This window comes from Streptomyces sp. TSRI0281 (genome assembly GCF_001905125.1).
GTDB lineage: Bacteria > Actinomycetota > Actinomycetes > Streptomycetales > Streptomycetaceae > Streptomyces.
In genome coordinates this window covers 42548-64870 of sequence record NZ_LWLE01000002.1, presented here as the reverse complement: position 1 = coordinate 64870, position 22323 = coordinate 42548, and the positions used below count along the sequence as shown (strand labels likewise).

Annotated in this window: 16 protein-coding genes; 5 read left to right on the top strand and 11 right to left on the bottom strand. The window is 68.5% G+C overall.

What is annotated here, in order from left to right; all coding sequences use genetic code 11:
- Positions 1 to 33: 33 nt before the first annotated feature.
- Positions 34 to 1029 carry a UDP-glucose 4-epimerase GalE gene (gene galE, locus A6A29_RS06915; RefSeq protein WP_073719088.1) on the bottom strand — a complete coding sequence of 332 codons (996 nt, stop codon included), beginning with the start codon at positions 1027 to 1029 and terminating at the stop codon, positions 34 to 36.
- A gap of 184 nt (positions 1030 to 1213) precedes the next feature.
- Between galE and A6A29_RS06910 the strand changes: the two genes are divergently transcribed.
- Positions 1214 to 2329: an LCP family protein gene (locus tag A6A29_RS06910; RefSeq protein WP_073719087.1), complete on the top strand. Its 1116-nt coding sequence runs from the start codon at positions 1214 to 1216 to the stop codon at positions 2327 to 2329.
- 38 nt (positions 2330 to 2367) lie between these two features.
- A complete protein-coding gene (locus A6A29_RS06905; protein ID WP_073719086.1) occupies positions 2368 to 2766 on the top strand; it encodes an NTP pyrophosphohydrolase in 399 nt (132 codons plus the stop codon).
- 227 nt (positions 2767 to 2993) lie between these two features.
- Here A6A29_RS06905 and A6A29_RS06900 read toward each other — a convergent pair whose 3' ends face one another.
- From A6A29_RS06900 to ngcE, 9 genes are all read right to left on the bottom strand, one after another.
- Entirely contained in the window at positions 2994 to 4496 is a 1503-nt protein-coding gene (locus A6A29_RS06900) for an amino acid permease (RefSeq protein WP_073719085.1), read from the bottom strand.
- 142 nt (positions 4497 to 4638) lie between these two features.
- The gene (gene dxs / locus A6A29_RS06895) at positions 4639 to 6552 is read right to left on the bottom strand and encodes a 1-deoxy-D-xylulose-5-phosphate synthase (protein ID WP_073719084.1); all 1914 of its coding nucleotides are present in this window, start codon (positions 6550 to 6552) and stop codon (positions 4639 to 4641) included.
- A 167-nt stretch (positions 6553 to 6719) separates the two neighbouring features.
- Positions 6720 to 8063, bottom strand: coding sequence for a sugar ABC transporter permease (locus tag A6A29_RS06890; RefSeq protein ID WP_073719083.1), 1344 nt, complete (start codon positions 8061 to 8063; stop codon positions 6720 to 6722).
- Complete coding sequence (locus A6A29_RS06885) at positions 8060 to 8866, bottom strand: ATP-binding cassette domain-containing protein (protein ID WP_073719082.1); 807 nt, start codon at positions 8864 to 8866, stop codon at positions 8060 to 8062. Before A6A29_RS06885 ends, A6A29_RS06890 begins: the two co-directional genes overlap by 4 nt.
- Before the next feature lie 193 nt (positions 8867 to 9059).
- On the bottom strand, positions 9060 to 10157 hold the full coding sequence (locus tag A6A29_RS06880) for a substrate-binding domain-containing protein (protein ID WP_385730203.1): 1098 nt from the start codon (positions 10155 to 10157) through the stop codon (positions 9060 to 9062).
- Between the two features lie 122 nt (positions 10158 to 10279).
- Positions 10280 to 11479 (bottom strand): ROK family transcriptional regulator, encoded by a 1200-nt coding sequence (locus tag A6A29_RS06875; RefSeq protein WP_073719081.1) that lies wholly within the window; start codon positions 11477 to 11479, stop codon positions 10280 to 10282.
- Between the two features lie 318 nt (positions 11480 to 11797).
- The gene (locus A6A29_RS06870; protein WP_073719080.1) at positions 11798 to 12772 is read right to left on the bottom strand and encodes a carbohydrate ABC transporter permease; all 975 of its coding nucleotides are present in this window, start codon (positions 12770 to 12772) and stop codon (positions 11798 to 11800) included.
- On the bottom strand, positions 12772 to 13692 hold the full coding sequence (locus A6A29_RS06865) for a carbohydrate ABC transporter permease (protein WP_073719079.1): 921 nt from the start codon (positions 13690 to 13692) through the stop codon (positions 12772 to 12774). Before A6A29_RS06865 ends, A6A29_RS06870 begins: the two co-directional genes overlap by 1 nt.
- A gap of 48 nt (positions 13693 to 13740) precedes the next feature.
- The gene (gene ngcE, locus A6A29_RS06860; protein WP_073719078.1) at positions 13741 to 15186 is read right to left on the bottom strand and encodes an N-acetylglucosamine/diacetylchitobiose ABC transporter substrate-binding protein; all 1446 of its coding nucleotides are present in this window, start codon (positions 15184 to 15186) and stop codon (positions 13741 to 13743) included.
- A gap of 497 nt (positions 15187 to 15683) precedes the next feature.
- On the opposite strand from ngcE, the gene A6A29_RS06855 reads away from it, so the two are divergent.
- From A6A29_RS06855 to A6A29_RS06845, 3 genes are all read left to right on the top strand, one after another.
- Positions 15684 to 19532 (top strand): GH92 family glycosyl hydrolase, encoded by a 3849-nt coding sequence (locus A6A29_RS06855; RefSeq protein WP_073719077.1) that lies wholly within the window; start codon positions 15684 to 15686, stop codon positions 19530 to 19532.
- A 341-nt stretch (positions 19533 to 19873) separates the two neighbouring features.
- Positions 19874 to 20587: a hypothetical protein gene (locus tag A6A29_RS06850; RefSeq protein ID WP_073719076.1), complete on the top strand. Its 714-nt coding sequence runs from the start codon at positions 19874 to 19876 to the stop codon at positions 20585 to 20587.
- A 52-nt stretch (positions 20588 to 20639) separates the two neighbouring features.
- Complete coding sequence (locus A6A29_RS06845) at positions 20640 to 21281, top strand: class F sortase (protein ID WP_073719075.1); 642 nt, start codon at positions 20640 to 20642, stop codon at positions 21279 to 21281.
- A 182-nt stretch (positions 21282 to 21463) separates the two neighbouring features.
- Here the strand turns inward: A6A29_RS06845 and A6A29_RS06840 are convergent, their stop codons facing one another.
- Positions 21464 to 22099 carry a histidine phosphatase family protein gene (locus tag A6A29_RS06840; protein WP_073719336.1) on the bottom strand — a complete coding sequence of 212 codons (636 nt, stop codon included), beginning with the start codon at positions 22097 to 22099 and terminating at the stop codon, positions 21464 to 21466.
- Positions 22100 to 22323 lie beyond the last annotated feature (224 nt).

The following is a 22323-nucleotide window of genomic DNA, read 5'->3' as shown; positions in this document are numbered from 1 at the left end:
CATCGGCAGAAACGTTTATGCGGGGGCCGTCCGTCACCCGGCCGGGCGGCGTGCGTGCGGGTGACGGCGGCACCAGCCCTCCCAGGCAGAGGCCACCATCTCGCGCACGTCGTGCCGTGCCGACCAGCCGAGCTCATGGTGGATACGGTCCGCCGACGCGACGACCCGGGCCGGGTCGCCCGCCCTGCGGGCCGCGGCGACGGGAGCCGCCTCGGGCCCGTAGCCGGTCACCTCACCGATCAGGTCGATCATCTCCCGTACCGAAACGCCTTCGCCGCGGCCGATGTTGACCGTGAGATCCGTACCGGGGCCCCGGTCCATCAGGGCGAGCGCGGCGGCGAGGTGGGCCGACGCGATGTCCTCGACGTGGATGAAGTCGCGTACGCAGGTGCCGTCCGCAGTGTCGTAGTCGTCGCCGAAGACCACCGGGGCCGCGCCCTCGGTCAGCTTCTCGAAGACCATGGGGACAAGGTTGAGGACCCCGGTGTCCGCGAGGTCGGGCGTGGCCGTGCCCGCGACGTTGAAGTAGCGCATCGAGGCGGTGGCGATACCGTGCGCGCGGCCCGCCGCGCGCACCATCCACTCACCGGCGAGCTTGGTCTCGCCGTAGGGGTTGATCGGGGCGCACGGTGTGTCCTCCGCCACCAGCCTCACATCGGGCATGCCGTACACGGCGGCCGATGACGAGAAGAGGAAGGCGCGCACCCCGCTGTCCACGGAGGCGTCGAGGAGGCTCTGGAGTCCCTGGACGTTCTCACGGTAGTAGTACAGCGGGCGGGCGACGGACTCGGCCACCTGCTTCTTCGCCGCGAGATGCACGATCCCCCGGACGGAGAACTCCCGCATCGTGCGCCGCAGATGGTCCGCGTCGAGGGTCGTCCCCCGGACGAAGGGCACGTCCTTGGGGAGACGAGAACGGTCCCCCGTCGAGAGGTCGTCGAACACCACGACGGACTCACCCGCCTCGCGCATCGCGCGCACCACGTGCACCCCGATGAACCCTGCCCCACCTGTAATCAACCAAGCCATGGGGCGCATAGTAGTTCGATCTGCCCATGAGATGAATTTTCGGCTATCGGAACACACTTTCACACGATCGACTGTTCTATAGTGCACGGTCAGTCATGCATTCACGGACCGGTCACACCCCCCACCCGAGTCCCACGCACTTCACCGCCCGCACCGGGCATTGAGATTTGAGGACTCGAGCAGGATGAGCCACGACGCCATGACACCGGCCCCTCACGAAGGCCGGGGGACCGCATCTCACGGCGCCGGCCGGACACCGCGGGGCCGCAAGAAGGAGCGGAAGCGCCGGAGCGGCCTCAAGATCACGCTCGGTGTGCTGCTCGTCCTCCTGCTCGCGGGCGGTGGCACCGTCTACTGGCTGTACAGCCGGCTCGACGGGAACATCACGGGCGTCGACATCGACAAGGCGCTCGGCGAGGACCGCCCGGAGAAGCTGCCCACCGCCGGACAGAACCTGCTGGTCCTCGGCTCCGACTCGCGGGCCGGGGCGGAGAACAAGGAACTGGGCGGCGGCGGCAACGTGAGCGGCGCCCGCTCCGACACGGCGATGGTGGTCCACATCCCCGAGGGGCGGACGAAGGCCGTCGCGGTGTCCATCCCGCGCGACACACTGGTGACCCGGCCCGAGTGCGCCAGGTCCGGCGGCTCCACGACGCCGTCCGCGGACCGGGTGATGTTCAACTCGGTCTACGCCCAGCTCGGACCGGCCTGTGTGGTCAAGACCGTCGAGAAGATGTCCGGCGTCCGGATCGACCACTATCTGGAGATCAACTTCGCCGGGTTCAAGGACCTGGTCGACGCCATCGGCGGCGTCACCGTCGACGTTCCCCAGGACATCCACGACAAGTCCTCCGGCCTGAACCTCACCGCCGGTCCGCACAAGCTCGACGGCACCGAGTCCCTCTCCTACGTACGCACCCGGCACGGCATCGGCGACGGCAGCGACCTCGGCCGCATCGGCCTCCAGCAGCAGTTCCTGCTGGCCCTGCTGAGCGAGGTCAAGTCGCAGGACCTGCTGGGCAGTCCGGCCAAGTCGTACAAGATCGCCAACTCGGCCACCAAGTCCCTGACCACCGACTCCGGCCTGGCCTCGCTGACGTCGCTCGGAGACTTCGCCCGTTCGATGAACGGCGTCGACCCCGCCACGATGGAGACGATCATGCTCCCGGTGGCGTACGACAAGAAGGACCCCAACCGGGTCGTGGCCTCCGAGCCGCAGGCCGGTGAGCTGTGGAAGGCGATCCGCTCGGACACCGCCATCCCCGAGTCGGCGAAGAAGTCCCCCGCGACCGGCGGCTGACGGAGCCCGGCGCTCCGGCGCCATGACACGCTGCCGGAATGCCGAACGAACCCGTACTGGTCATCGTCGACGCCGCGAACGTGGTCGGTTCCGTCCCGGACGGCTGGTGGCGGGACCGGCGCGGGGCGGCCGAGCGGCTGCGCGACTCCCTGGTCCCGTACGCCGGGGCCGGCCTGCCCGGACATCCCGGCCCCGTCGAACTCGTCCTGGTCGTCGAGGGCGCGGCCCGGGGTGTCGAGGCGGTGCCGGGAGTGCGGGTCGAGGCCGCGGACGGCAGCGGTGACGACAGGATCGCCGAGCTGGTCGCCGCGGCGGGGAGCCGCCCCTGTGTCGTCGTCACCGCCGACCGCGGACTGCGGCAGCGGGTCGAGCCGTACGGGGCGCGGTGCGTGGGCCCGCGTACGGTACGCCCGCTGCCCCCGCACCGAGGCAGCTGAGCGCGGCCGGACGAGCGCCCCTGAAGCGTGGTGCGGCGCCTGCGGGACGCCTCATTCGCGCCGTGGTCCGTCTCCCCCTCGGGCACGCGCCGGGAAGACGACTCCGAAGGCGTCGAGGACGGCCGGCGGGTCGAGGTGGTCCCGCCCAGCGCGTGACCCGGCGAATCACCCTGCGCACCCGGACCCGGGCGCTGCTCGAAGCCAACGGTCCGGATCCGACGGACACCTCAGCGCCCGGTCGACATCCGGCTGTGCCGGCGCCCGTACATGAAGTAGATGATCACGCCGATCGCCATCCAGATGCCGAACCGCAGCCAGGTCTCCGCGGGCAGGTTGAGCATCAGCCAGACCGACGCGGCCACCGAGACGATCGGGAGCAGCGGCACCCACGGGGTACGGAAGGCGCGGGGCAGGTCCGGGCGGGCGCGGCGCAGGACGATCACGCCGAGGGCCACGACGACGAACGCGAAGAGCGTGCCGATGTTCACCAGGGTCGCCAGTTCGTCGATGCTGGTGAACCCGGCGACGATCGCGATGATCACGCCGAGCAGGATCGTGGGGCGGTACGGGGTGTGGAAGCGCGGGTGCGTCTTGGAGAAGAAGCGCGGGAGCAGTCCGTCGCGGCTCATCGCGAAGAACACCCGGGTCTGGCCGAGCAGCAGGATCATGCAGACCGTGGTGAGGCCGATCGCGGCGCCGAAGCTGATCACCCCGGCGTAGAAGGGGTGCCCGACGGCCTTGAAGGCGTCCGCGAGCGGGGCGCTCACCGAGAGCTCGCTGTAGTGCTGCATGCCGGTCACCACGATGGACACGGCGACGTAGAGCACCGTGCAGATGACGAGCGAGCCGAGGATGCCGCGCGGCATGTCCCGCTGCGGGACCTTGGTCTCCTCCGCCGCGGTGGCCACGACGTCGAAGCCGATGAACGCGAAGAAGACGACGGAGGCGGCGGTGAAGATTCCCATGACGCCGAAGTTCGTGGGCGTGTAACCGAACATCAGCTGGACCAGCGGGGCCGTCAGATCCGAACCGGAGGGCTGCGGTTCGGCCTTCGGGATGAACGGTGTGTAGTTGGCGGCCTTGATGAAGAAGCCGCCCGCGACGATCACGATCAGGACCACGGCCACCTTGATCGCGACCACGACCGTGGTGACCCGGGCCGACAGCTTCATGCCGAGCACCAGGATGACGGTCAGCAGCAGGACCAGGGCGAACGCCAGGATGTCGAAGCCGAACCCGTTCGCCACATCCGTCCCCGAGAGCGCGTCGGGGAGCGTCCAGCCGACGTTGTCCAGGAGCGAGCGGACGTAGCCGGACCAGCCGACCGCCACCACCGCGGTGCCCAGGGCGAATTCCAGCACCAGGTCCCAGCCGATGATCCAGGCCACCAGTTCGCCCAGTGAGGCGTACGCGAAGGTGTACGCGGATCCGGCCACCGGGACGGTGGAGGCGAATTCGGCGTAGCAGAGCGCGGCGAGTGCGCAGACGACGCCCGCGATCACGAACGCGATGGCGGTGGCGGGGCCCGCCGACTCCTTGGCCACCTTGCCCGTCAGCACGAAGATGCCGGTGCCGATGACGACGCCCACTCCGAAGACCGTGAGGTCCAGCGCGGACAGGGACTTCTTGAGCGCGTGCTCCGGCTCTTCGGTGTCGCGGATCGACTGTTCGACCGTCTTGGTCCTGAACAGCCCGTTTCCGCTCGGTGGTGTGTCCTGCTGCGCGCTCACCTGCGTACCTCCACGCGGTTGTCGTGAACGCCATGATTGGGACACCACCGGCCGGGCAGCGCGGCACGGGCGCCGTGTCACGCGAATGGGCCGGTCGGGTCACCCGTACAGGGTGGTCCGACCGGCCCATTGGCCGTACGGGTCAGTCGCGGGCGGGCTCCACGGCGCGGCTCTCGTACCCGCCGTCGAGCTTGGCGACCAGACCGGTGACCTGGCGGGCGATGTCCGGCGCGGTCAGTCCGATCTCGGCCATGACCTCCTTGCGGGAGGCGTGGTCGAGGAAGACCGGCGGGATGCCGAAGTCACGCAGGGGTACGTCGACCCCGGCGTCGCGCAGCGCCTGGGCGATGGCGGAACCGACGCCGCCGGCCCGGCTGTTGTCCTCGACGGTGACGACGACCCGGTGCCGCTCGGCGAGCGGGGGCAGCGCCTCGTCGACCGGCTTGACCCAGCGGGGGTCGACCACGGTGGTGGAGATGCCCTGGGCGCCCAGCAGATCGGCGATCTCCAGGCACATCGGGGCCAGCGCGCCGACGGAGACCAGCAGCACGTCCGGCCGGTCCGTGCCGGGCTCGCGCAGGATGTCCATGCCACCGGCCCTGCCGACGGCCTTGACCGCCGGGCCGACCGCGCCCTTGGAGAAGCGGACCACGGTCGGCGCGTCGTCGACGTCCACGGCCTCGCGCAGCTGGGCGCGGACCTGGTCGGCGTCGCGCGGGGCGGCGATCCGGAGGGTGGGGACGCACTGGAGGATCGACATGTCCCACATGCCGTTGTGCGAGGCACCGTCCGTACCGGTGACTCCGGCCCGGTCCAGGACGAAGGTGACCCCGCACTTGTGCAGCGCGACGTCCATCAGGACCTGGTCGAAGGCGCGGTTCAGGAAGGTGGCGTACACCGCGAAGACGGGGTGCAGCCCGCCGGTGGCGAGGCCCGCAGCGGAGACCGCGCCGTGCTGCTCGGCGATGCCGACATCGTAGATCCGGTCCGGGAACGCCTCCTCGAACTTGCCGAGGCCGACCGGCTGGAGCATGGCCGCGGTGATCGCGACGATGTCCTTGCGCTCCTTGCCGAGCTTGACCATCTCCTCGCCGAAGACCGAGGTCCAGTCCAGGCCGGAGCTGGAGATGGGCAGGCCGGTGTCCGGGTGGATCTTGCCGACGGCGTGGAAGCGGTCGGCCTCGTCCTGGAGGGCCGGGGTGTAGCCGCGGCCCTTCTCGGTGAGGCAGTGGACGATGACGGGCCCGCCGAAGCGCTTGGCACGCTGGAGCGCGGACTCCAGCGCCTCGATGTCGTGGCCGTCGATCGGGCCGACGTACTTCAGGCCGAGGTCCTCGAACATGCCCTGCGGGGCGATGAAGTCCTTGAGACCCTTCTTGGCGCCGTGCAGGGTCTCGTACAGCGGCCTGCCGAGGACGGGAGTGCGCTCCAGGAGGTCCTTGCCGCGGGCCAGGAACCGTTCGTAGCCATCGGTGGTACGCAGCGTGGCGAGGTGGTTCGCGAGGCCGCCGATGGTCGGGGCGTACGAGCGCTCGTTGTCGTTCACCACGATGACGAGCGGGCGGTCCTTGGCGGCGGCGATGTTGTTCAGCGCCTCCCAGGCCATACCGCCGGTGAGCGCGCCGTCACCGATGACCGCGACGACATGGTCGTCCTTGGCCAGTACCTCGTTGGCCTTGGCGAGGCCGTCGGCCCAGCCCAGCACCGTCGAGGCGTGCGAGTTCTCGATGATGTCGTGCTCGGACTCGGCGCGGGAGGGGTACCCGGAGAGTCCGCCCTTGCTCTTGAGCTTCGAGAAGTCCTGGCGGCCGGTGAGCAGCTTGTGCACATAGCTCTGGTGGCCGGTGTCGAAGAGGACCTTGTCCCGGGGCGACTCGAAGACCCGGTGCAGGGCGATGGTCAGTTCGACCACGCCCAGGTTGGGGCCCAGGTGACCACCGGTCTTGGACACTGCGTCGACGAGGAAGGTACGGATCTCCCCGGCGAGCTGCTCCAGCTGGTCGAGGCTGAGCCGGTCCAAATCGCGCGGTCCCTCGATGCGGGTCAGCAGGTCCACCCGTGCCTCCTTGCGTTGAGCTGGTCGAGCGTGCCGATCCGATGAGTCTAATGTTCCGCCCGCCGTCGCGGACATCGGGCGGGGGTGTGCTGTCACACCACCGGCCGATACACGACGGTGCCCGGCGCCCGATGAGGGGCGCCGGGCACGGTCCGGTGCAGGTGGCGTCAGGCGCGGCCCGCGGTCTTCTGCGTGCGGCGGGAGACCGAGTCGATGACCACGGCGGCGAGGAGAACCGCGCCGGTGATCATGTACTGAACGGCGTTGGCCATGCCGATCATGTTCAGGCCCTGCTGGATCGACTGGATCACGATCATGCCGAGCAGTGCGGACCAGACCTTGCCCCGGCCGCCGAAGAGGCTGGTGCCGCCGATGACGGCGGCCGCGATGACCAGCATCAGCGTGTTGCCGGCGCCGACGCTCTTGGTGGCGCCACCGGAGAGGCTGGCGATGAAGAGTCCGCCGAAGGCGCCCAGCGTGCCGGACAGCGCGAAGACCGTGATCCGGATCCGGTCGACGTTGATACCGGCGCGGCGCGCCGCCTCGGGGTTGCCGCCGACCGCGAAGACCTGGCGGCCGAAGGCCGTACGGCGGGCGACGAAGTCCGCGATGACCAGGACGGCGAGGAAGAGCACCAGGGCGAGCGGCAGGCCGCGGGCACCGGAGGGCTCGTTCAGGACGTACGCGACGACGAAGCACAGGATCGTGACGACGGCGGTCCGCAGCACGACCTCGGCGGTGGGGCGTGCGGGCAGGTTCGCGGCCCGGCGGCGCTTGCTGTCCACCAGGAGCGAGGCGGCGTACGCGAGGACGGCGACCAGGGCCAGTCCGTAGCCCGCGGCCTTGTCCTCGAAGAAGTAGTTGGTCAGGTTCTCGACGACACTGCCGGACGGCGTGTTGATCGAGCCCTCCCCGCCCATCATCCAGTCCTGGAGTCCGCTCCAGCCGAGGAAGCCCGCCAGGGTGACGACGAAGGCCGGCACCCCGATCTTGGCGAAGAAGAAGCCGTGCAGCGCGCCGAGGGCCGTTCCGGAGAGCACGGCGACGAGGATCGCCGTCCAGTCGCTCCAGCCGTTGTTCACGTTGAGCACGGCCCAGACGGCCGCGCCGACGCCGGCGACGGAGCCCACGGAGAGATCGATCTCGCCGAGCAGCAGCACGAAGACGATGCCGACAGCCATGATGCCGAGACCGGAGCTGTAGACAGCGATGTTGGCGACGGAGCTGGCGGAGAGGAAGTTGCTGTTCTGGAGCTGGAAGACGATCGCGATGACGATCAGACCGACGAAGACCGGCAGCGAGCCGAGTTCGCCGCCGCGCACCTTGCGGCTGAACTCCGACCAGTAGCCCTTGAAGCCCTCCTCGCGGACGAGCAGGCGCGGGTCGACGGCGGGGATGGGGGCCGCCGACTGCTCGGCCGCCGGTGCCGTCGCGGAGGGGCCCTTCCCGGGCTCCTCGACGGCGGCGGACTTCTCGGTGGAGGGTCCGGGGGTCTTGGCGAGGTCGCTCACTTCGCGTCCTCCTTCGTGGCCGTGTTCGTGGCCGTGCGTGCCTGGCGACGCGTGACGGCATTGTCCGTGGCGCCGGTGATCGCGGCGATGATCTCTTCGTGGGAGGTGCTCGCGACGTCGAAGACACCGTTGTTGCGGCCCAGACGGAGCACCGCGACCTTGTTCGCGACGGCGCGCACATCGGCCATGTTGTGGCTGATGAGGATGACGCCGTGGCCGCGCTCGCGCAGCCGCTCGACGAGGTCGAGGACCTGGGCGGTCTGCTCGACACCGAGTGCGGCGGTCGGCTCGTCCAGGATGACGACCTTGGGGTCGCCGATCAGGGCGCGCGCGATGGCCACGACCTGGCGCTGACCGCCGGAGAGCGAGGCGACCGGGATCCGGACGCTCGGTATCCGGATGGAGAGCGTGTCCAGGAGTTCCTTGGCGCGCTTCTCCATCGCGATCTCGTCGAGGACGGAGAGCTTGCGCAGTTCGCTGCCGAGGAAGAGGTTGGCGACGACATCGAGGTTGTCGCAGAGGGCCAGGTCCTGGTAGACGGTGGCGACTCCGAGCTCCTGGGCGTCGTTCGGCCGGTTGACCCGGACCGTCCGCCCCTCCCACTCGATGGCGCCTTCGTCGATCGGGTGGACACCCGAAATGGTCTTGACGAGCGTCGACTTGCCGGCGCCGTTGTCGCCGACCAGGGCGACCACCTCGCCGGGGTGAATCTCCAGGTCCACGTCGGTGAGCGCCTGAACGGCGCCGAACCGCTTGGAGATTCCGCGCAACGCCAGCACGGGCGTAGCGGACACGTGAATCATCTCCTTCGCCGCCTGACCGGCGGGGATGGTGCTGCTGAGCTGGGGGGTGTGCGAGAGGGACCCGGCGCCCGCCCCCGCTTCGCGGGGCGTTGACGGGGCGGGTGCCGGACCGGCTCCGGGGCGCCCGGAGGCGCCTGCCCGCGGGAGTGCTTGACGTGATCCCGCGGGCCCCGGACCTTCCTCGGCGGAGGCCCTACTTGATGCCGGCTGCCTCGCAGGCCGCCTTGTACTCGGCCGTGCAGATCTCAGCGGCCTGGTAGACCTTGTCGGCGATGATCGTGGAGGCGACGTTGTCCTTGGTCACGACCTGCGCGTCGTACAGCTTGGCCGGGATGCCCTTGAACTCGCCCGTGAGGCTGTCGACCTTGACCGGGGTCAGGTCGTCGATCTTCTCGCCCTTGAGGAGCTTGACGGCGATCTCGGCGGTGGTCTCGGCCTCCGGCTTGATCTGCTTGTAGATCGTGAAGGACTGATCGCCCTTCAGGATGCGCTGCAGACCCGCCAGTTCGGCGTCCTGACCACCGACGGGGATCTTGATGCCCTGCTTGTCCAGCGCGGTGATGATGCCGCCGGCCATGCTGTCGTTGGCGGAGTAGACGCCCTGGAAGCCCGACTTGCCCAGCGAGTCGATGGCGGCACCCATCTTCTTGTTCGCCTCGTCCGGCGACCAGTCCGGGATGTCCTGCTCGTAGACGACCTTCTTGACCTGGGTGTCCAGGACGCTGTGGGCGCCCTTCTTGAAGAGCGGAGCGTTCGGGTCGGTGGGCGAGCCGTTGATCATGACAACGTTGCTCTCCTTGGCCTTGGCGCCGAGCGCCTTGACCAGGGCCTCACCCTGCAGGCGGCCGATCTTCTCGTTGTCGTACGAGACGTACGCGGAGATCGGCCCCTCGGCGAGCCGGTCGTACGCGACGACCTTGACGCCCTTCTTCTCCGCCTGCTGCACCCAGGACTTGGTGGCCTTGTAGTCGACGGAGTCCAGGATGATGACCTTCACACCCTGCGTGACCAGCGCGTCGAACTGCTTCTTCTGGGTCTCGGTGTCCTGTGCGGCGTTGTTGTATTTGACCTCGCAGTCGTCGCACAGTTCCTTGATCTTCGCCTCCATGATGGGGCGGTCGAACGTTTCGTAACGCGTGGTCTTGTTCTCCGGCAGCAGGAGACCGATGGTCTTGCTGTCACCGCCACTGCCGGACTCCGCGTCGTCGCCCGCCTTGCCACAGGCGGCGAGGGAGACCGCCATGGAGAGAGCGGCCGTGCCTATGACGATGCGTCGCGTCATTGCGATCATGGGGGTTTGCCTCCCTGACATGGCCGCAACGTCGCGGCCGAGGTGGCAGGAAGTCAACTCGGCCGTAACGCCAGCGTCAAGGAGTAAATTCTTAACGAGATGACAACGGTGCCATTCGTTATCTAAGTGAAGGCAGGAGTCGCCGCGGGCAGGGTGCTTTCCAAAAGGGTTGAATCCCCCATCTCGCTCAGCACCAGGGCCAGCGCCCCCAGTACCTCCGCCCGCCCGCCGAGCGCACCGGGCAGTACCGAGAGCTGCCGGGCCGCGCTGGGGATGGCGTACCGGGACACCGAGTCGCGGATGGGCCCGAGGACCAGTTCCCCGGCCTCCGCCAGGGAGCCGCCGAGCACCACCCGGCTGGGGTTGAGCAGATTGCACAGATTGGCCACCCCGCTGCCGATGTGCCGCCCCACGTCCCCGATCACCCGGCGGCAGCCCGGATCGCCCTCGCGGGCCAGCTGGACCACCCGTTCCATGGTGAGGTCGGGGCCGTGGCTGGGCTGGAGCAGGGGCAGCACATACCGGGCGGCCGTGAAGGTCTCCAGGCACCCGCGGTTACCGCAGCGGCACACCGGCCCCGACTCGTCCAGGGTGATGTGCCCGATCTCGCCGGCCGTACCGCCGGGACCCCGGTAGATGGTGCCGTCGATCACCAGACCGGCACCGACGCCGCTGGCGACCTTGATGTACGCGAGGTCCCGGACCCCTCGTCCGCTCCCCCAGACCAGCTCGCCCAGTGCCCCGAGATTGGCGTCGTTGTCGACGTACACGGGCACGCCGAGCCGCCCGGCGAGCTCGTCGCTCGGGTTGATGCCCGTCCAGCCCGGCAGGATCGAGGTGGAGCCCAGCGTGCCGGACTCGACGTCGATGGGTCCCGGGACACCGAGGCCGACGCCGATCACCTTCTCGGGGCTGACCCCGGTGGTCTCGATCAGCCGCCTGACCAGCACTTCCGCCCGTCCGAAGCCCTGTGCCGACGAGGCGTCGACGTCCAGCGGCTCGGACTCCTCGGCCAGCACCTGGTGGGCCAGGTTGCCGACCGCCACCCGCAGATGGGTATGGCCGAAATCGACGCCGACGACGATGCCCGCGTCCCCGCTGAGCGAGACGCTGCGGGCCCGGCGGCCGCCCGCCGAGGTGGGGGTCACCTCGACCGTGCCGCCGTCCTTGAGTTCGCGGACGATATTGGAGACGGTAGCCGCGGAGAGGCCGGTGCTCCTGGCGATCTCCGCCTGGGTGAGCGCCCCGGCCATCCGTACGGCTCGTACGACCCGCTCAAGGTTGGCCCTGTGCAGAGACGTCTGCGACCCGGGAGTCTCCATCGACTCATCCACTCCTGCCCTTGGCGGACGGCACAGAAGGCCGTCCCGGCCGGGACCGCACCGATGAGGCCCCGGCTTCCTCCAACATGTGAACTCTAAGCTGAACGTTCGGGGGTACCTCCCGTCAAGACCTGAGCGCACAAGGCGTGGAGCCGACGACGACGCGGGGCACGGTCCACGGCCGATAGGTCGGAGCGGAGCGCATGAACGCCCCGGCGGACACGTTCACCGGAGCGCGCGAATGCCCCGGCGGAGACATCCACCGGGGCATTCACCCGGAAAAGCGGCCGGGGCCTAATCGGGCCGGCCGGAGCCGAATTACTTGAGCGCACCCGCCGTCATACCCGAGACGACCTGGCGCTGGAAAATGATGTACGCCGCCAGCACGGGAAGCATCGCGATCACCAGACCGGCGAAGAGACCGGAATAGTCACTCTTGTATCCCTGGCTGGCCGCCAGTTCGACCAGCCCCTGGGCGAGCACCCGCTTGTCCGGGTCGGTGTTCAGCACCGTCGGCAGCATGTACTGGTTCCACTGCCCCAGGAAATTGAAGATACCGACGCTGATCAGTCCGGGTTTGGCCATCGGCAGCATGACCTGGAAGAACGTACGGGTGTGAGAGGCGCCGTCGATGATCGAGGCTTCCGCGATCGATGTCGGCAGCGTACGGAAGAACGAGGTCAGGAAGAACACGGTGAAGGGCAGCGAGTACGCGATGTACACGAGAATCAGCCCGTGGATCGTGTTCAGCAGCCCCATGTTGTCCATGACGTAGAACAACGGCACCAGCGCCAGCATGACCGGGAAGCTCATCCCGCCGACGAACAAGAAGTAAATGAACCGGTTGCCGGGGAACTCGAAGCGGGCGAGCACATAGGCGGCCATCGAACCGAAGACCAGCGTGCCGACGAGCGACCCTCCCACCACCAGGATGGTGTTGAGGAAGTACTCGCTCATGTTGGCCTGGTTCCAGGCCCTGCCCCAACTGGAGAAGTCCAGCGAGTCGGGCAGCTCCCAGGGGGAGTTGAAGATGGCCGTGTCGGTCTTGAAGGAGGACATCACGGCCCAGAACAGGGGCAGGATGACCATGAAGGCCCAGAGGATCAGCATCCCGTGCGAGAAGACGTTGAGGACCTGGCCCTCGGCCTTCTTCCCCGGGGCCGCGGCGCTCCTGCGGACGCCGCCGGTGCGCTGCTGCGGCACACCCGGCGCATCGGGACCGGAAGGACCGGCGGCACCGGAGTGACCGGAGGCGTCCGAAGGGCCGGAGGGAGGGGTGTCAGTGGTCTTCATCAGAACTCCAGCCGCTCGCGCCGGCCCAGCCGCATCACGATGGCCGCGAACGCCAGCGTCACGATGAGCAGGGCGACACCGATCGTGGTCGCGTAGCCCGCCTGTCCGTCACGGAACGCCGCTTGGTACACGTACAGCGGCAGGACGGTGGTCGAGTAGTCGGGCCCGCCGGGACCGACACTCATGATGTGCACGACGGCAAAACCCTCGGCGCCCAGCGCCAGGATGCCCATGTAGACCCAGCCGGACTGGACCGTGTCCCAGAGCAGCGGCAACGTGATCCGGAAGAAGGTCGTGAAGCGGCTCGCGCCGTCCAGCAGGGCCGCCTCGTAGAAGTCCTTGGGGATGGAGGCCATGCCCGCGGAGAACAGCACCACGAAGAAGCCGACCGTGCACCAGACGAGGACCGCGGCGATGCACCACAGGGCCAGCTGCGGATCGCCCAGCCAGTCCGGCACGTCCTCGAAGCCGAACGCCTTGAGCGTGCCGTTGATCATGCCCTGGGCGGGGTCGAAGGCGAACTGGAACAGGATGGCCACGATCGCGATCGAGAGCACCTGCGGGAAGAAGTACGCGATCTTGTAGAAGCCCGAACCGCGCACGCCCGCGATGGCGGCGCCCCTGCGGCGCCGCCCGCCCACGTTGAGCATGAAGGCGAAGAAGAGCGCGAGCCCCAGCGTCACCAGCGGCAGCAGCAGTGCCAGCAGCACACTGTGCTGCAGGGATTTCCAGAAGATGTCGTCGTCGAGCATCTTGGTGTAGTTGCCGAAGCCGACCATCTTGAAGTCGGGACTCAGGCCCGTCCAGTCCGTGAACGAGTAGTAGATGGACTGGATGAACGGCCAGATGACGAAGATGACGTACAACGCCATCGGCACCACCAAGAACCCGACTATGAACCGGTATTTACCGTGTTGCATCGTTACCGACTCCGACCTTCCTGCGCTGCCGCCGCTGGTGACGGGTTGTCACTGGTGCTTGTAGTGCTTGATGGACTGGTCCTTGGCCGCCGCGTCGGCGAATCCCTGGATCTTCTTGATGGTCTCGGCCGGGTTGGCGCGGCCGGCCATCATCTCGCCGAGTGCGGCGACACCGATCTGCTCCTTCTGGAGCTTCACGTACCAGTCCTGCAGGCGGGGGTTGACGACATTGGTGCCGGCCTTCTCCAGGGCGGCGAGGCCCGACGTCAGGCCGTCCGACAGCTCCAGGCCGTCGGTGCCGCCGTTGAAGGCGGACAGGGACTTGCTGCTGGTGGTGAAGGACTTGGAGGACTCTTCGCTGAGCAGGATGCGCAGCTGCTCCATGCCGCCCTGGGGGTTCTTCGCCTTCGCCGGAACGATGAAGGGCTCACCGCCGGAGGCCCACATGGTGCCGAAGGGCAGCGCGTCCGAGGAGTCGAGGCTGGAGGGAGCGCCCACGGACAGCTTGAAGTCCTTGGGGATGATCGCCGCTTCCTCGTTCTCGACCCAGGAGCCGTTCGGGATGAACAGCGCCTTGCCGCGGGCCCAGGCGCCCTGCGAACCGCGGTGGTCCAGGCCCGGGGTGCCCTTGAGGATGTAGCCCTTGGCGTAGAGCTCGTAGTACGCGTCGAAGGCCGCCTTGACGGCGGGGTGCTCCCAGGCCTTCGGCTCCAGGTTGTCGATCGCGTCGAGGACCTCGACGCCGCCGATCTTGGCGATGAACGGGTAGAGCGAGAAGGGCAGGTAGTAGGGGTGCTTGCCGGGGTAGGTCCAGCCCGCGATCCCCTTCTTCTTGGCCTTCGCGCACAGCGCGAGCATGTCGTCCCAGTTCTCCGGGTACTGCGCGTCGAGCTTGTCCAGCGCCGTCTGGGAGTACCAGACGCCGTAGACGGTGTACGCGTAGTAGAGGATCCAGCACGGGTCGCCGTCGAACTGGCCCATCTCGACGATGCCCGGACGCAGCGTGTCACGGACCTTCTTGGCCGGGTCGTCGATGGAGGGCGCGTCGAGCAGCGGGGTGAGGTCGGCGAGCTGCTTCTTGCCGACCAGGACGCCCATGTCCATCTGCTGGGCACCGGAGTTGTCGATCAGGTCCGGCGGGGTGCCACCGTTGAAGCGCGGCTGCAGTACCGACTGGATCTTCTGCGTCTTGGAGAACTTGACCTTCGCCTTGGGGAAGGACTTCTCAAAGGATGCCTGAGCGTCCTCGGCGTACTTCGTTCCGTATCCACCGTCGAAGATGACCAGTTCGAGGGGGGCGCTCTCATTGACCGCCAGCGGATTCTTGGCGGTCTTCGTGCCCTTTTCGACCTTGTCGTCGCTTCCGCTGTCGCCGCTCGCGCAGGCGGACAGGAAACTCATCGTCGGAACAGCGATCACGCCGAGTGCGGCAGACCGCTTGATCAGATCGCGACGGCCAAGGCCCTCATTGTTGTGGGCGGAGGTGGATCCCATGCTCAAGTCCTCGCCTTCTCCAGGACTCAGGCGGTGTACCGGTCACCCATAGTGATTCGCCTCAGGCGAAGGGTCCCGCCACCGCGGTCAGTTGCGCTTGGGTCATACAGATATGTACGGGCATTGCGTGCAGCGGGGTATCGGGAGAAGACCGTACAGCGCGGACGCCTCCGGCGCCCTCGCGAACATCCCCCCGCCCCCCTGCCGTGCGGCCGAGTGAAACGGCTGCCCGGGTGCCGACAGGTATAGTCCACTTGTTGCCAACTGAGCAAGATCGAATACCTGTTTTGGCGGCAGTCTTTCCCGAGTTGAGACCTCTTGGATACCTCGGCACCGTGCGCCCCGATCCAGGGGCACCTTTTTCCGCATTACGGTCGATTCGCCTGGGCGATCCCGTGCAACACCCTTGACACATCGGACCACTTGGCTCCCTACTGGACCTTGCATCATGCTATGACAACGTTGTCCAGCACGCTTCCGGGGAGGAATGGCTCGGCATGCAGCCACCACGTGGTCTCCACCAAGGCTCTCGAAAGAGACAAAGCCGCTCGGCCGCCGTCATTGCGGCATCTCTCGCCCTGGTGGTGGCGGCCCCCACCGCCGCCGCCGCGCAACCGGCCGGACCGGCCCAAAAGCCCTCGGGCGAGCGGACGTTCAACTCCTCCTTCGAATCGGACGAGAAGCAGCCGGACTGGCGCAATACCGTCGAAGTAGGTCCGGACGGCAGCAAAAAGGCGTCGGGGATCGACGGCGGGTTCTCCGCGGGGATACCCGGCAACGTCACCGACAAGGTGACCGACCTGCGCGCCAGCGACGAGAACACCGGCGGCGGTGAGGTCAAGGAGAACCTGACCGACGGTGAACCCGCCACCAAGTGGCTGGCGTTCAAACCGTCCGGCTGGATCGAGTTCGATCTGGCCGAGCCCGTCAAGGTCGTGACCTACGCGCTGACCTCGGCCAACGATCACGAGGAGCGGGACCCGAAGGACTGGACCCTGAAGGGCTCCACGGACGGCACGTCCTGGACGGATCTGGACACCCGGACCGATCAGACCTTCGCCGAGCGCCTGCGGACCACGTCGTACGACTTCACGGCCGACAAGGCCTATCAGCACTTCCGGCTGGAGATCACGAAGAACAACGGCGCCTCGGACGCGACCCAGCTCGCGGACGTCCAGTTCTCCGACGGCGACACCTCCACCCCGGCGCCCGACGACATGCGCAGCCAGACCGACCGCGGCCCCTCCGGCTCGCCCACCGCGAAGTCGGGTGCGGGGTTCACGGGGAGGAAGGCTCTGCGGTACGCGGGTACGCACAAGGCGGACGGCCGGGCGTACTCGTACAACAAGGTCTTCGACGTGAACACGGCCGTCACCAAGGACACCCAGCTCTCCTACCTGGTGTACCCGCAGATGGGCGAGACGGACCTCGCCTACCCGGCGACGCATGTCGCGGTGGATCTGGCCTTCACCGACGGTACGTACCTGAGCGAGCTGAAGGCCACCGACAGCCACGGCGGTCTGCTGACCCCGGGAGGCCAGGCGGACGCCAAGCGCCTCTACGTCAACCAGTGGAACAAGGTCGCCTCGCGCATCGGGACGGTCGCGGCGGGGAAGACCGTCGACCGGATTCTGGTGGCGTACGACTCCCCCAAGGGCAAGGCGAAGTTCCAGGGCTGGATCGACGACCTCACGATCGCCCCGAAGGCGCCGGAGAAGCGCAAGGCACATCTGTCGGACTACGCGCTGACGACCCGCGGCACCAACTCCAGCGGCGGCTTCTCGCGCGGCAACAACATCCCGGCGACCGCGCTGCCGCACGGCTTCAACTTCTGGACGCCGGTCACCAACGCCGGATCCACGAGCTGGCTGTACGACTACGCGCGCGGCAACAACGAGGACAACCTGCCGACGCTCCAGGCCTTCAGCGCCAGCCATGAGCCGAGCCCCTGGATGGGCGACCGCCAGACCTTCCAGATGATGCCCTCGGCGAAGGCGGGCACCCCGGACGCCTCCCGTACGGCCCGCGCGCTGCCGTTCCGCCACGAGAACGAGACCGCGAAGCCGCACTACTACGGGGTGACGTTCGAGAACGGCCTCAAGGCCGAGATGACGCCGACCGACCACGCCGCGCGGATGCGGTTCACCTATCCCGGGAAGGACGCGAGCATCGTCTTCGACAATGTGTCGAACGACGGCGGTCTGACGCTGGACGCGAAGTCCGGTTCCTTCTCCGGCTATTCGGACGTCAGGAGCGGCGGCTCGACGGGAGCGACCCGGCTCTTCGTCTACGGCGCCTTCGACGCGCCGGTCACCGACAGCGGAAGGCTCAAGGGCGGTGGCGGTGACGATGTCACCGGCTTCTTCCGCTTCGACGCGGGCAAGGACCGTACGGTCGGACTGCGTCTGGCCACCTCGCTGATCAGCCTCGACCAGGCGAAGAAGAACCTCGCCATGGAGCTCCCGGCGTCCACCTCCTTCGACCGGGTCCAGGACCGGGCGCAAAAGGCGTGGGACGGCATCCTGGGCAAGGTGGAGGTCGAGGGCGCCGACGCCGACCGGCTGACGACGCTCTACTCCAGCCTCTACCGGCTGTACCTGTACCCGAACTCGGGCTTCGAGCGGGTCGACGGGAAGAGCAAGTACGCCAGCCCCTTCTCCCCGAAGACCGGCACCGACACCCCGACGCACACCGGCGCGAAGATCGTCGACGGCAAGGTGTACGTCAACAACGGCTTCTGGGACACCTATCGCACGACCTGGCCCGCCTACTCCTTCCTCACCCCGAAGAAGGCGGGCGAGATGGTGGACGGCTTCGTCCAGCAGTACAAGGACGGCGGCTGGATCTCGCGCTGGTCCTCGCCGGGCTACGCGGACCTGATGACCGGCACCAGCTCCGACGTGGCGTTCGCCGACGCGTACGTCAAGGGCGTGAAGTTCGACGCGGCGGCGGCGTACGACGCGGCGGTCAAGAACGCCACGGTGGCCCCGCCGTCCTCGGGCGTCGGCCGCAAGGGCATGGAGACCTCCGTCTTCACCGGGTACGCCGACACCGCCACGCACGAGGGCCTGTCCTGGTCGCTGGAGGGCTACCTCAACGACTACGGGATTGCCCGGATGGGCAAGGCGCTCTACAGGAAGACGAAGAAGGAGCGGTACAGGGAGGAGTCCGCGTACTTCCTCAACCGCGCCCGCAACTACGTCAAGCTCTTCGACGACAAGGCCGGCTTCTTCCAGGGCAAGGACGCCCAGGGCGACTGGCGGCTCCCGTCCGAGAAGTACGACCCGCGGGTCTGGGGCTACGACTACACCGAGACCAACGGCTGGGGCTATGCCTTCACCGCCCCGCAGGACAGCCGGGGCCTGGCGAACCTGTACGGCGGGCGGGACGGTCTGGGCAAGAAGCTGGACACGTACTTCTCCACGCCGGAGACGGCGGGGCCGGAGTTCGTCGGCTCGTACGGCGGTGTCATCCACGAGATGACGGAGGCGCGTGACGTACGGATGGGCCAGTACGGCCACAGCAACCAGGTCGCCCACCACGCCACGTACATGTACAACGCGGCCTCCCAGCCCTTCAAGACCCAGGAGAAGGTGCGTGAGGTCCTGGACCGCCTCTACACCGGCAGCGAGATCGGTCAGGGCTACCACGGCGACGAGGACAACGGCGAGCAGTCGGCCTGGTTCCTGTTCTCCTCGCTCGGCTTCTACCCGCTGGTGATGGGCAGTGGCGAGTACGCGATCGGGTCGCCGCTCTTCACGAAGACGACCGTGCACCTGGAGAACGGCCGCACGCTGGTGGTCAAGGCCCCGAAGAACAGCGCGAAGAACATCTACGTTCAAGGCTTGAAGGTCAACGGCAGGAAGTGGACGTCCACTTCGCTCCCCCACGACCTGCTGGCCAGGGGCGGCACCCTGGAGTTCGACATGGGCGCGAAGCCGTCCGCCTGGGGCACCGGCAGGAACGCCGCCCCGGTGTCCATCACGGAGGACGACAAGATCCCGTCCCCGAAGGGTGACGTGCTGAAGGGTGACGGCGCCCTCTTCGACAACACCTCGGCGACCTCGGCGACGGTCGGGTCGGCCGATCTGCCGGTGGGAGCGGCGACGAAGGGGCTCCAGTACACGCTGACGTCGGGAGCGGCGGGCAGGGCGCCGACGGGCTGGGTCCTGCAGGGCTCCTCCGACGGCACGAAGTGGACCGACCTCGACCGGCGGACCGGCCAGTCGTTCGCCTGGAACAAGCAGACCCGGGTGTTCTCGGTGGACCGGCCGGGCGCGTACAAGAAGTACCGGCTGGTGCTCGACGGCGCGGCGACCCTCGCGGAGGTGGAGCTGCTCGGCTGAGGCCGCCCCCTGCGGCCGGTCACGGTCCGGGGCGACGGAGCGAGGACGGGCCACCCGCATGTGCGGGTGGCCCGTTCGTCTGTCGTGGTGCTCGTCCGGCGGACGTGGGCCGTTCTGGGGCCGTTCCCCTTGAGGTGGCCGCGTCCGCCGGTCGTGGGCCGATCGCTTGAGGTGGCCGCCGGGGAGGGGCTTGTCCCCCGGACAACCCACGTCTCGTGTGGGCTGGTCAGGGTACTTACGCGTTTTCGCCTGTGTCTTTATCCGTTTTTCTGACTTTTCATGACATCTCTTGGGCGATCAGGTGATCAGTACGACAATCATCTCGGCTTGAAGGAGCCCCCATGCCCATCTCTGCCTCCATCCGCTCACGCGGTGCCCGCACCGGTACCGCGGTCGCCGCGGCCGTCGCCGCAGCCGGACTCACCCTGGCCGGAGCGCCCGCGGCGTTCGCGGCCCCGGGCGACAGCGGCGACCTGAGCGTCCAGTCCACCGGTCAGCAGCGCGGCAACAACCGCGAAGGTGCCCCGGTCTGTGCGTTCAAGCTGGTCGCGGCCAACTTCGAGACGCTCCCGGTGGTCCCGTTCACGATCATCGCGCAGCCACCGACCGTGCCTCCGGGGGACACCCTGATCGGATCGCTCGCACTCAACCAGGGCAAGGCCATCAGCCAGGAGTACCTGCTGCCGGACGGCACGTACCAGCTCCAGTGGACGGTCCCGGTCGGCCTGAAGCAGAAGACCTTCACCATCGACTGCTCCCGCAACGGCAACAGCCAGGGGCGTCCGGGCAACCAGGGCAACGAAGGCAGCCAGGGCAGCCAGGGCAGCGAGGGCCACAAGGAGGGCTCGTCCTGGTCCGGTGAGGACAAGGACCACCACCGGCCCTCCGGTGCGGTCCCCGCAGGCGGCGGTGGCGTACCGGCCATGGAGAACGTCAGCTCGGACAGCGGTTCGGCCTTCGGGACGACCACGGCACTGGCGGCCGGTGCGGCCGGAGTGGCCGGGCTGATCCTGGTCCGCCGGTCAGCCCGCCGCCGCGCCAGTGGCGCAGCGTAGCGCCCCCCACCGCCGACGGCGACGGGGACCGAGTCGCGCATGCCGTCTCACCATGACGTTGTGCGCGACCGCCTTGCTGGTGACCGGCGTCGTCTGGGCGAGCGGCGACTCGTCCGACGACGCATCGTCCATCGCCGCCCACGGCTCGGACGCCGCGGGCGGCGGCGGGTCGCCGGTCAGGCGGGAACCGGTGCGGTCGATGGCGAACGTCCCGGCGTCGCACGCGCCACTGCCGCCGTCGGCACCGGTGGAACTGGCCGTCCCCGCCATCGTGATCGAGGCGCCGGTCACCCGGCTCGGCCTCGACAGGAAGAACCGGCTGGACGCTCCGCCCATGAGCAGGCCCAAGGAGGTCGGGTGGTACCGGGACGGCCCGGCCCCCGGCGAGAAGGGGACCGCCCTGATCGTCGGCCACCGGGACACCCGTACCGGCCCCGCCATCTTCCTCAACCTGAACGCCCTGCACCGCGGGGACGTCGTCAAGGTCCGGCGGGCCGACCGCAGGACGGCGGTCTTCACCGTGGACGCCGTGAAGACGTACAAGAAGGAAGACTTCCCCGACGACAAGGTGTACGGCCCGACCGGACGCCCGGAGTTGCGGTTGCTGACCTGCGGTGGACGCTTCGACAAGAAGAACGGCTACTCGGCGAATGTGGTCGTCTTCGCCCACCTCACCGGTCTCAAAGCGGCATGAGCCGTCACCTGGGACGGATGACGGCCGGTACCTCGCACGAGGTACCGGCCGCTTCGTCGTTCCCCGGCGTCAGAAGGCATCGCCCTGCTTCGGAACGCGTCGCACTTACTTCGGAAGGCCTCGGCTGCGCCAGGAGGCAGCGCCTGCGCCGCGTCAGGTGGCTGCGTCAGGTGGCGGCTGCGTCAGGAGGTGTCCGCGGCGACGCCCGCCGACAGCTCTTCGGGAAGGGCCAGGTTCAGCGCGGTGACGACCGGCTGCCCGTGCTCCCTGCCGAGCCGGGAGACCGCGCCCGTCGCGAGCTGGAAGAGACGTCCCTCGGCCGGGGTCAGACCGAGGTAGCGGGCGATGAACACGCGCAGGAAGTGGGAGTGCGCGACGAGCGCGATGTCCCCGTCCCCGGTCCGTTCGGCGGCGGCCCGCACGCCGGCGAGGACGCGGTCGGCCCGCGCGCCGACCTCGGCCGGGCTCTCCCCCGGGTGCCCGTCCGTTCCGGGGTCGACCCCGTCCGTCCACAGGTTCCAGAACGGGCGGGTGCGCTGGATCTCCAGCGTGGTCACGCCCTCGTACCCGCCGTAGTCCCACTCGTGCAGCTCCGGCGTGACCCTCGGCGCGTCGAGCCGGGCCAGCTCGGCGGTCCGGCGGGCCCGTACGGACGGGCTGACCAGGGTGAGCGCGATACTCCGTTCGGCCAGCAGCGGGACCAGCGCGCGGGCCTGGCGCTCGCCGAGGTCCGTCAGGGGCATGTCGGTGTAGCTCGTGTGCTGTCCGGAGCGGGACCACGCGGTCTCGCCGTGCCGGATCAGGATCAGCTCGCCCATGGTGGTTCCGCTCTCTGTGCCGATGCCGCTGTCTTCGGGGGTGCGAACCCGCGGAGCCACGATGGCATTCCGTGACGGCGGCGGCGACCGCGGCATCCGGCGGCACGCCGGGCCCACGTACCGTATGGCTCGTACACATGTTTCAGTCGTTTTCCCGTGGGGGGACCTCTTGTCGGACAGTTTTCCGCCGCCGCCGTCGCCATCTCCGTCGCCATGGCCGCCGT

Excerpts from the sequence above, each read along its gene's own strand:
- ngcE (WP_073719078.1), bottom strand. The coding sequence starts at position 15,186 with ATGGGATCCACCTCCGCCCACAACAATGAGGGCCTTGGCCGTCGCGAT.
- A6A29_RS06850 (WP_073719076.1), top strand. The coding sequence starts at position 19,874 with ATGCCCATCTCTGCCTCCATCCGCTCACGCGGTGCCCGCACCGGTACC.
- A6A29_RS06885 (WP_073719082.1), bottom strand. The coding sequence starts at position 8,866 with ATGATTCACGTGTCCGCTACGCCCGTGCTGGCGTTGCGCGGAATCTCC.
- A6A29_RS06870 (WP_073719080.1), bottom strand. The coding sequence starts at position 12,772 with ATGAAGACCACTGACACCCCTCCCTCCGGCCCTTCGGACGCCTCCGGT.
- galE (WP_073719088.1), bottom strand. The coding sequence starts at position 1,029 with ATGGCTTGGTTGATTACAGGTGGGGCAGGGTTCATCGGGGTGCACGTG.
- A6A29_RS06910 (WP_073719087.1), top strand. The coding sequence starts at position 1,214 with ATGAGCCACGACGCCATGACACCGGCCCCTCACGAAGGCCGGGGGACC.
- A6A29_RS06880 (WP_385730203.1), bottom strand. The coding sequence starts at position 10,157 with ATGATCGCAATGACGCGACGCATCGTCATAGGCACGGCCGCTCTCTCC.
- A6A29_RS06840 (WP_073719336.1), bottom strand. The coding sequence starts at position 22,099 with ATGGGCGAGCTGATCCTGATCCGGCACGGCGAGACCGCGTGGTCCCGC.
- A6A29_RS06855 (WP_073719077.1), top strand. The coding sequence starts at position 15,684 with ATGCAGCCACCACGTGGTCTCCACCAAGGCTCTCGAAAGAGACAAAGC.
- A6A29_RS06865 (WP_073719079.1), bottom strand. The coding sequence starts at position 13,692 with ATGCAACACGGTAAATACCGGTTCATAGTCGGGTTCTTGGTGGTGCCG.
- A6A29_RS06875 (WP_073719081.1), bottom strand. The coding sequence starts at position 11,479 with ATGGAGACTCCCGGGTCGCAGACGTCTCTGCACAGGGCCAACCTTGAG.
- A6A29_RS06905 (WP_073719086.1), top strand. The coding sequence starts at position 2,368 with ATGCCGAACGAACCCGTACTGGTCATCGTCGACGCCGCGAACGTGGTC.
- A6A29_RS06845 (WP_073719075.1), top strand. The coding sequence starts at position 20,640 with ATGACGTTGTGCGCGACCGCCTTGCTGGTGACCGGCGTCGTCTGGGCG.